This window comes from Mesorhizobium ciceri WSM4083 (assembly GCF_000519305.1).
GTDB lineage: Bacteria > Pseudomonadota > Alphaproteobacteria > Rhizobiales > Rhizobiaceae > Mesorhizobium > Mesorhizobium ciceri_B.
This window is the reverse complement of sequence record NZ_JAFG01000032.1, coordinates 1-9205: the sequence shown is the minus strand read 5'-3', so window position 1 is coordinate 9205 and position 9205 is coordinate 1. Positions and strand designations below refer to the sequence as shown.

Here is a 9205-nt window from a genome sequence, read left to right as displayed (position 1 = left end):
TCTTGCGGATTGTCCAGGGTCCTCTGCCTCTTCGCTGGCCTCACTTCAGCCGTGTCGCGCTCATCGTTGATAAGGAGCTCCTGGCTTGGCAGGAGGTTGCTCCTGGGACGTGCACCCTGGTGCCAGGACTGCTGGCGCTCGGACGCTCCAGGATCCGGTGCCGGACGCTGGCGCGGGGCTGACTCGACAGACCACGACGGGCCCGGCTCGTCCGTCAGCCCCAAGCGGAGGTCCTGATCGCCAGCGTTCGCACGAAGCTCCTTTGGCCAACCACCAGTGTCATGCGAGGCCCAGTTCTCCCCGGCGGCGTCGCCGACGTGCTTCGGCTCCATCGGCGGCGCGTCTTCAGGAATGTGGCGAATACGCTCGCGCTCCATCGCTCTAGCGCCGGCCTGGGACTTTCTAAGATGAGCCAGTGCAGAACCGGTCTTTCGACAACCGTCGGCGTCCTCTCTATAACTCTTGACATCTCGGTCCAATGCCTTGCCGGAAAGCCGACCAGCAATGCCCTGCTTGTTGTTTTGACGAAGGTAGTCACTGAAACCGCTAAGACTGGTCGCATAGGTACTCGCGGTACGTGTTGCCGCTTCGTTTTTGTATTCTTTGATGAGAGCCGCGTCCTCGGGGTACGGATTCGCCTCAGCGCGGCCTGGAATCGGCACGACTCCGCCCGTAGACCGCGAGGTCCGTAGATGGTCTATTGCCGTGAGGAGAAGCTTGGACTTGCCAGTTTTCATGAACTCACGCGCATCATTGGTCAACGACTCGTTGTGGAGCCGCGGACCAATAGGTTTTTTGTTATTTTCGAAGAGCCAGCGGCCAAAGCGGAGAAGAGTGTTTACGTAGTCCTTGGCGGTACGTTCGGCGGCACCGCCGTTAAGGAGGACCTCCTTAAGTCCCAAAATAAGGGGAGCATCTTGGGAAAAAAGAGGTTGCCGGCTGCTGTTCGCTTTCAAACCGCCAATTGAACCCGGCTGCGGCGCCGAGCCGGTCGGCATTGCTCCAACCTCTACATCTGAATTGGCGATCTCGCTCACTTGCCGCTCACTGGCGACCCCTTGCGGATCGTCTAAGGTCCTCTGCCTCTTCGCGCCGGGAAGTCCTCGCTCGTGCGAGGGCTGGGGGGCGGACTCTACCAGATCCGGTGTCTGATGGTGACGCAGAGCTGATTCGACAGATGACCAATAGCCCGGTTCGTCCGTCGGCCCCAAACGCACATCCCGATCGTGGGCGTTCGCAGGAAGCTCGTTCGGCCAACTGCGAGCGTCCGGGGACGCGCTATGCTGCGCAGCGGCATCCCCGACGCTCATCGACTCCTGCGTCAGCTCAGCGCGGCCAATGTTCGGCGCGACGGCGCCCGTCGACCGCCAAGTTCGGAGACGGTCTATTGCCTTAAGGAGTCTCTTGGGATCACCCTTTCCGACGAACTCGAGCACCTCACCGCCATCCGTCAGCGACTTGTTGTCGAGCCGGGCAACAATGCTCGCTTTGTCATTCTTGTAGAGCCAATGGCCAAAGCTACGAACAGTACGTACATAGTCCTTGGCGTATCCTTCTTTGCGCTTACCTTTGATGAGGGCCCTCTCTAGCCCCGAAATGAGTTCAGCGTCCTCGGAAAAAAGGGGCTGCTCGCTCTGCCCTATCACGATTCCCATCAACTGAGCTGACTGCAGCACCGGGGACGACGGGTCGGGTTCGTCCATCAGCCACGAGCTCAAATCCTGGTCGCGACGTTCTGCAGCGGCGTGGCCGACCCGCATCGGCTCCGTCGGCGACGCCTCTTCGGGATCCGGAACGGGGGGAATTCGGCGCTCGCTCTCAATCGCCTTGGCGCCGGCCTGCGAGTTTCGAAGATGGGCCAGTGCAGCACCTATCCTGGCATCGCTACCGGCGTGCTGCTTATAGCTCTTGAGATCTCCATGTAACGCGTCGCCGAAAAGCCGACCAGCAATACCCTTCTTGTTGCTTAGACGAAGGTGATCACTGAAGCTCCTAAGAGCACTTGCATTCCTTGTGCCATTGCGTGTCGCTGCTTCGTCTCTGTAGTCGTCGATGAGAGCCGCATCCTGGGGATAAGGGTTCAGCTGAGCGCGGCTTGCGATCGGCGCGACTCCGCCCGTCGACAGCCAGGTCCGGAGATGACCAATCGCCGTGAGGAGTCTCCTTGGACTTTCGCTGAATTCGCGCGCATCGTCGGTAAGCGACTTGTTGTCCAGCCGGTCCTTAATGGGATCTTTGTTGTTCGCGAACAGCCAGTGGCCAAAGCTATGAAGGCGGCTTACATTGTTCCTGGCGGTACCCTTGGCGACGTCGGCCTCGATCAGGGCCTCCTTAAGCCCAGCAAGCAGCGGAGCATCCTGGGAATAAAGAGGCAGCTTGCCGCGCTTTATCAAACTCCGAGTTGACTCGGCCGGCGCCCGGGCGGCCGGCATTGATCCACCGCTTCCCCCTGCATTGGCGCTCTCGCTCGGTTGCCACTCGCTGGCCAGGCGGTGCAGATTGTGCTGTTCCTGATCATCGCCTTGCGCGTGTAGCTCGTCTGGCAAACTGCCAGCTTCATGTAAGTCCTGCGCAGCGGGCTCGCCGACCCGCCTTGACTCCACCGGTGCGGCTTCTTCGGTATCAGCAACGGAGGGAATATGGCGCTCGCGCTCCATCGCCCTAGCGCCGGCCCGCGATTTTCGAAGCTGAGCCAGAGCGGAACTGATCGTCGCGTTGCCAGCGGCGGCATCCACCCGGTAGCTCTTCACGTCCTGAGCCAACGCCTTGCCGGAAAGCCGGGTAGCAATGCCAATCTTGTTGTTCGCCCGCAAGTAATCGCTGAAACTGCGGAGGGCGGTTGCATACATCCTGCCAGTTTCTGTCGCTGTTTCGTCTTTATAGTCTTTGATGAGACTCGCGTCGCGGGGATATGGATTCAACTCGGTGCGGCCTGCGATCGGCACGACTCCGCCCGTCGACTGCCACGTCCGGAGATGACCTAGTGCCGTAAGGAGTCGCGTTGGCTTGCCGCTGAACTCGTGCGCATCCTCTAACAGCGTTTCGCTGTCGAGCCGAGCAAGAGGCTTTCTTTTCTTGGCGAAGAGCCAGTGGCCAAAGCTGAGGAGGCAACTTACATTGTTCTTGGTGGTGCGTTTGGCGGCATTCTCCTCAAGTGCCAGCCTAAGCCCCGAAATCAGCGGGGCATCCTCAGGATAAAGAGACTGCTTGCTGCGCCCTATCAAGACCCCTGTTGACTGAGCTGGCTGCGGCGCCGCGGCGACAGGCATTGCTCCACCACCTCCATATGAATTGGCGACCTCGCTCATTTGCCGGGCAAAGGCTGCTGCACCTGCGGACCGAGCCGCAGGTGAGCTCTCTAGCGGGCCCGCCCTGTCCGATTGTCCGCGTACCCGCTTGGTCGAGGGCAATTCCATCGGTTCTCACTTTCAGCAACATAGCCCGTTTGGAGTTGGGCCTTGATCTGACATGGGGAAGCTGTCGAGAACCTTACGACGACAACGTGCCGCGCCAAGACACCTATGGTGTATGCGCCGCCCATCGCTCCGCGGCCGCGCCGAACAACAGTAGAAGACCGGGCCACTCGCCACGTGGGCAACGCGGGCGCTTCGCGCGCCAGGCAATAGTCAGATTGCGGGTAGAACATAAAGTCCGGCTGCGGCTAATCGATCTAGGATATGCGACCGCCGAAACAGGCGTTCGTGGGAAAAGCACCGCGCGCCTGACTTTTACGCGCAGCCTGTCTCGTCGAGTCCGGCCTGGAATAATTGCCGCAGACCAGGCTTGAAAGTCATCAACCGAGAGCGCTCGATGCGAGTTCCTGCAGCGCCTTCGCCAAACTGATTCGTGGTATCAGGTTCCTTGGACGAGATTGAGTTGATCGAAACCAAGCCGCATAGCGCCGCTTGATCAGCTTCGGCACATGAATTGCTGCCAGGTCCGCGACACGTATGCAAGGTCGCGCACTGTCATGCCAATGATCATGGTTATGGCGAAAATCGCCGCTCCAAGCGCATTTGCGGTCGCCTTCAATGTAAGCGATTCCAAACGGCGAACGGCTGCGAGCGTAGCGTGCCGCTCCGGCGCGCTGCGACAGCCCGAAATCTATCTCGATCCAAATCCGAATCGCTCGTTGAGTCTTTCCCCTCCGAGCGCGGCAAACCGCGCCTCGATCTCAGGATTCCAGCAAGCCTCCCACGAGGTGCGACCGTCGGACAGGGTGAAGGTCTGCTCGCCGATTAGCTGGTTTACGATTAGCTCCGGTTGCTGCGGCCGCTCAATCCCACAAAACTCTACAATTCTGCGAATGGTCTCCAGCTGAACTTCGCGTCCTTGGTCGCCGATGATCTGCTCATAGTTCAATCCAAGGACGTCCTCCTCGTCTGCCCACGGTGCCACGGGATGACAGCGATCGTTGAAGATGAAAGGCGCGATCTCATCGAAGTACTTCAGCATCTTGTCAGGTCCGTTTGGCTCATTTCGCCACTTAATCTCAGCCCCGTCAGGCAGGCACCAGTCGCTGTCACCCACATATCGCATCTGCGACACAATTGCCGCACGCATTTCACGCGAAAGAAAGATGATCTTGAAATCTTCTAAGCAATGGCGAACGCCGACGTCGCACGGGAGATGCCCATATCCAAACTGACCGGGCTGAATAAAGCGCGACGAAATCTCGATCGGTATCCATAAGATATTTTCCGAATGAGTGAAGCGCGCTCGGGCGACATCAACGAAGCGGAAGTCTCCAATATAGTCCTTATTGAAAAATACATCGGACTGTACAAGCCCGAGCAGTCCAAGTAGGCGGGCATATAGGTGGGTGCCCGCCTTCGGAATCGAGCAAATCATAACCCGCGAGCTTGAGGCGCCGGCCATTGGCTTGATTGACCAAGATTCATTCGAGCAGGGATAAAGTGGAAAGGATTGACCCGCGATACCGCGCAGCTCATCTGGAAGCGGGTGAGACATTGTGGTTCCTTGCGCTGCAGCGGCTTCTTCGAACAGCCGGAGCCGATGTAGAGAAACGACAAGTTCCTGACCAGCTTGACCCAGCAGTCGCGCCCTTTGGTTGCCGATCCCCAGAAGTCGACCCCGTCCCATCCGCTAGCCGCGAGAAGAATCGCCACTACGACGGCATCGACCACTTGCTGCCGGTGCTATTTGTTCACGGCATGCGGTCACTTGTCTTACATGCCTTCATTTTTGATTGTACTATGGCCCTTTTTCTAGAAGAAGGCAAGCGCACGTGATTGTGGCCGGAAATATACTAGCAAATATATTTTTCACGCGCGCCGCTTGTGCGTTGGCGCGCAGTCACCCGTGCCCAGACGACGAACGCCAGGTTTGCGAGGCACATGCGCAGCACAAAGGAAGCTTCATCGACAGCACCTGGCCGGAAGACCTCGTCCGGCGAATTCCCGGTTGGAAGATCGAATTCGTCGAGAAGCAGAGAAAGCAGAGCGGCCGACAGCGTACGTCCGTGCAGCCTTTGATCGTTGCCGGGGATCTCGCCGCAAGTCTAATCGTAGAAAGCTCAATGAAGTCTCGCAAGGCGGCCGCGCGATCGGCCGAGTTCATGCCCTCTGCCCCCTGCCCCGGCTGCCGAGACATGGGCGCCAACGAAGCGGCAGACGGAACCGGGTATCGACCTTGGTTTATGATCTGCGTCAGTGAGCGGTCGATAAAACTCGAATATGAAGGGCTCTTCCGTTCGCCTTCCCAGGTCGGCTGCTAGTTTGGAACGAACACATAAGACATATGCGAGAGCCCCGACAAACACAGAAATTGCTGCTAGACGTCATCTATAATGCAATTAATACGGCTCCGAATGCGCTCGCACGTATAGCTCTGTACATTGCACAAGACCCGGAGGCTGTTCTAGCGCAGTCTATCGCCGACCTTGCGCACAACACCGCTACCGGTTCTGCTTCAATTGTAAGATTTTGCCGAACCTTGGGACTCTCGGGATTTCGCGAGTTTAAGATTGCGCTCAGCGGCGAAATTGAGCGGCTGAAGTTGAGCGGCGAACTGGCTGAACGCGCGTCATCAGAAGCTATGGACACAGCTCCTCGGGTCGCCAGGCTTAGTACTGCTTTACAAAACTCAATTTCCGCGTCGGCTCGTGGCTTCGACGACCTTCAAATTAATGCGTTTGCGAACCGCATTCGAGCTGCCCGACGCGTCGAACTGTTCGGCACGGGGCCGTCATCTGTTTGCGCCGATATTCTGGCCATGCAACTCATCCGGCTAGGGATTCCCGCGCATTGCTCGGGTTCCGCCACCGTCTCTCGCGCTCTCTCGCGAGGTCTTGGCTCGTCGAGCCTTGCCATCGGCATTTCCTTGCGTGGCTACACTGTGGAAACGACGTACGCATCCGGTGAAGACCGCATAGGTGCGTATCCGGCAGGCATGAGCACCGCGGTGCTGGGGTCAAGCTTTCGATGGGGAGACGCGATGATATTCTTCGAGGAGGAGTTTCACCTCCTCGATGCCTTCATCGGTGAAGGCCAAGGTCCCGTCGCCATCGTTGGCCCCGTACACCCAGATGACGCCGTCCTCGGGCTCGAGCCCGAGGGTCAGGTCCTGGATGAGCGCTTCGCTGACGCCGAGGTCCCTGGCGACGCGTTCGACGGTGTAGACGTGATGCACCTTATTGCGCTGCATGATCAGGCCGCCGCTGGTTGGGTCCGCAGTTTTGCGGACCTCCAATTCCACGGCAGCAAATCATCGATCCGCTGTGCTGGGTGGGCTGCGATGCGCGCCAGGATATCGGCGAGCCAGGCCTGAGGGTCGACGTCATTCAACTTGGCGCTGACGATCAGGCTGTAGAAAACGGCAGCGCGCTGTCCGCCGCGATCGGAACCGCAGAACAGCCAGGACTTTCTGCCGAGAGCGATGCCGCGCAGGGCTCGCTCGGCTGCATTGTTCGATAGGCAAATCCGCCCATCGTCGAGGAACCGGGTGAAGGATGACCAGCGGCGCAGCATGTAGTTGAAGGCCTTGGTCAGATCGTGTCCGCTCGAGAGCTTGTCGCGCGTCTCGATCATCCAGCGCTCGAGTTCGGTGACCAGCGGCACGCTCCGCTCCTGGCGCACGGCGTGGCGTTGGGCCGGCGACAGGCCGCTGATCTCGCGCTCGATATCGAACAGGGCATCGATGCGCTTCACGGCTTCAACCGCGAGCGGATAGACCAGGTTGGGCTTCTCGCCGCGCGCCTTCTTGCGCGCCGCCGCTTCGATATCGGCCAGCTCGAACACTTTGCGCCGGCTGTGGGCCCAGCAGCTGGCTTCCAGAACAGGCGCCGGCTGACGACCCGTCGCATAGAGATCGCCATAACCACTAAAGGCATCTGCCTGCAGAATGCCGCTCCAGCCGGCGAGATGCGCCACGGGATGTTCGCCTCGGCGATCGCGGGAATAGTAGAACACCGCCGCCGGTGGATCGGCGCCGCCGAACGGTCGGTCATCGCGCACATAGGTCCATAATCGGCCGATATCGGTCTTGCCCTTGGCCATGACCGGCACCGTCGTATCGTCGCCGTGCAGACGTGAAGCGGCCAGCACATGGGCTTCGAGCCGCTTGAACAGCGGCATCAACGCTGCGGCGCCGGCGCCGACCTGGTCGGCGAGCGTCGACAGGCTGAGCGGCACGCCTTCGCGGGCATAGCGTTCAGCCTGGCGGTTGAGCGGCTGATGCTGGCCGAACTTCTCGAACAGGATCATCGCCAGCAGGCCGGGACCGGCCCAGCCGCGCGGGGTGGCGTGGAACGGCGCCGGAGCCTGGCTGATCGCCTCGCAGTCGCGGCAGGTGAACTTCTCCCGCGCGTGCTGGATCACCTTCCATTGCCGCGGCACCACCTCCAGCGTCTCGGTGATATCCTCACCCAGCTTGCGCAGCCGATGACCGCCACAGCAGTGGCAAGCGCTCGGCGCCGGCTCGACCACGCGTTCGCGCGGCAGATGCTCGGGAAATGGCTGGCGCGCCGGTCGTTTGCGCACGTAAGGCGCCACCTCGGTGGTCCGGGCCGCGGCCTGTTCGGCGGCGATCTCGTCTTCCGTCGCCGTGCTCTCGAGTTCCTCGAAGGTGAGTTCCATCTGGTCGTGCAGGCGGGCGGAACGTTCAGAACTCTGACCATGCAGCGCCCGCCGCAGCTTCCGGATCGTCAGATCCTGATGTGCGATCAGCGCCGCATCATCCGATGCCTTGGCCCTGGCGACCGCCAGTTCGGCCTCGACCAGCGCAGCGCGCGCGGCCTCGTCTTCGGCTCTTGCCAGCGCCGCGGCCAGCGCTGCTCTCAGCGCGCCAATATCGTCCGGAACAGCATCCTGGGCGGTGGCAACCATGCCCTGGAGTGAATCATAAAACGCGTCCGCTGACTCGCGGAAAATGGCGCAAACTCAAAGAAAAACTCAGCCCGCGCGCTCAGGTCGGAACGTGTGGCGCGGGTTGCGCCAATCGATCCCGTCGAGCATGTACGCCAACTGAGAAGGCGATATGGAAACCGTACCATCCGCCGGCGACGGCCATAGGAACCGGCCCTTCTCGAGCCGTTTTGCATACAGCGACATGCCGAGCCCATCATGCCAGATAATCTTGATCAGGTTGCCGCTGCGGCCGCGGAAGACATAAAGATCGCCGGCATGCGGATCCCGGCCCAACGTCTCCTGAACCTGCAGAGCGAGCCCTTGCATCCCGCGACGCATATCGGTCCGGCCGACCGCCAACCAGATCCGCACCTGACTCGGAACCGGGATCATGAAACGCCCAGCGCCTTCACCATCGCCGCCGCCAGTGTCGGCGGCGTGGTCAGCGGAATCCGCAGCCGCACCTTGCCGGCGATCTCCAGCTCGATCACCGCTGGTGCCGCCGCCGGCACCGAAGCGGCGACAGGCTCATCGGGAACCACGACAACTTCGGCAAAGCCCGTCTCGCGGGCTCTCACCGTGCGGCGCCACTTATAGATCAGGCTGGTCGCGACATCGTACTGACGCGCCACCGCCACCACTGTGGCCCCGGGCGCGAATGCCGCGGCCAGTATCCGGCACTGATCCTCTTCACTCCAACGACGACGCCGCTCCGGCCCGGTCAATAACGTCACATGGCTCATGCTGTGCTTCTAACTACGCTCGTAAGGACAACCTTAAGAGCGCAGCATCGGTACCGTGCCGTCCTCCCGCAAGGCGGCCCTCACCGGAGCCGTACG

At 60.5% G+C, this 9205-nt stretch carries 5 protein-coding genes and 2 pseudogenes; 1 reads left to right on the top strand and 6 read right to left on the bottom strand.

The genetic code is table 11. The features are described 5' to 3' along the window. Positions 1-3269: pseudogene (locus MESCI2_RS01000000135615) on the bottom strand (hypothetical protein); the annotation flags it as partial. 835 nt (positions 3270-4104) lie between these two features. Beyond that, positions 4105-4971, bottom strand: a complete 867-nt coding sequence (locus MESCI2_RS0125450; RefSeq protein ID WP_197031601.1) for a sulfotransferase domain-containing protein — start codon at positions 4969-4971, stop codon at positions 4105-4107. Between the two features lie 789 nt (positions 4972-5760). On the opposite strand from MESCI2_RS0125450, the pseudogene MESCI2_RS1000000139330 reads away from it, so the two are divergent. After that, positions 5761-5994, top strand: a pseudogene (locus MESCI2_RS1000000139330) (MurR/RpiR family transcriptional regulator); the annotation flags it as partial. A gap of 438 nt (positions 5995-6432) precedes the next feature. Here the strand turns inward: MESCI2_RS1000000139330 and MESCI2_RS0125440 are convergent. The 4 genes from MESCI2_RS0125440 to tnpA form a co-directional block, all read right to left on the bottom strand. Next, the gene (locus MESCI2_RS0125440) at positions 6433-6666 is read right to left on the bottom strand and encodes a hypothetical protein (RefSeq protein WP_032901266.1); all 234 of its coding nucleotides are present in this window, start codon (positions 6664-6666) and stop codon (positions 6433-6435) included. Positions 6667-6668: 2 nt separating this feature from the next. Next, positions 6669-8345, bottom strand: a complete 1677-nt coding sequence (gene tnpC, locus MESCI2_RS0125435) for an IS66 family transposase (RefSeq protein ID WP_027038759.1) — start codon at positions 8343-8345, stop codon at positions 6669-6671. Between the two features lie 66 nt (positions 8346-8411). Then, positions 8412-8759, bottom strand: coding sequence for an IS66 family insertion sequence element accessory protein TnpB (tnpB, locus tag MESCI2_RS0125430; protein WP_027038758.1), 348 nt, complete (start codon positions 8757-8759; stop codon positions 8412-8414). Next, positions 8756-9109 carry an IS66-like element accessory protein TnpA gene (gene tnpA / locus MESCI2_RS0125425; RefSeq protein ID WP_027038757.1) on the bottom strand — a complete coding sequence of 118 codons (354 nt, stop codon included), beginning with the start codon at positions 9107-9109 and terminating at the stop codon, positions 8756-8758. The genes tnpB and tnpA overlap by 4 nt, the downstream gene beginning before the upstream one ends. Positions 9110-9205: the final 96 nt, after the last annotated feature.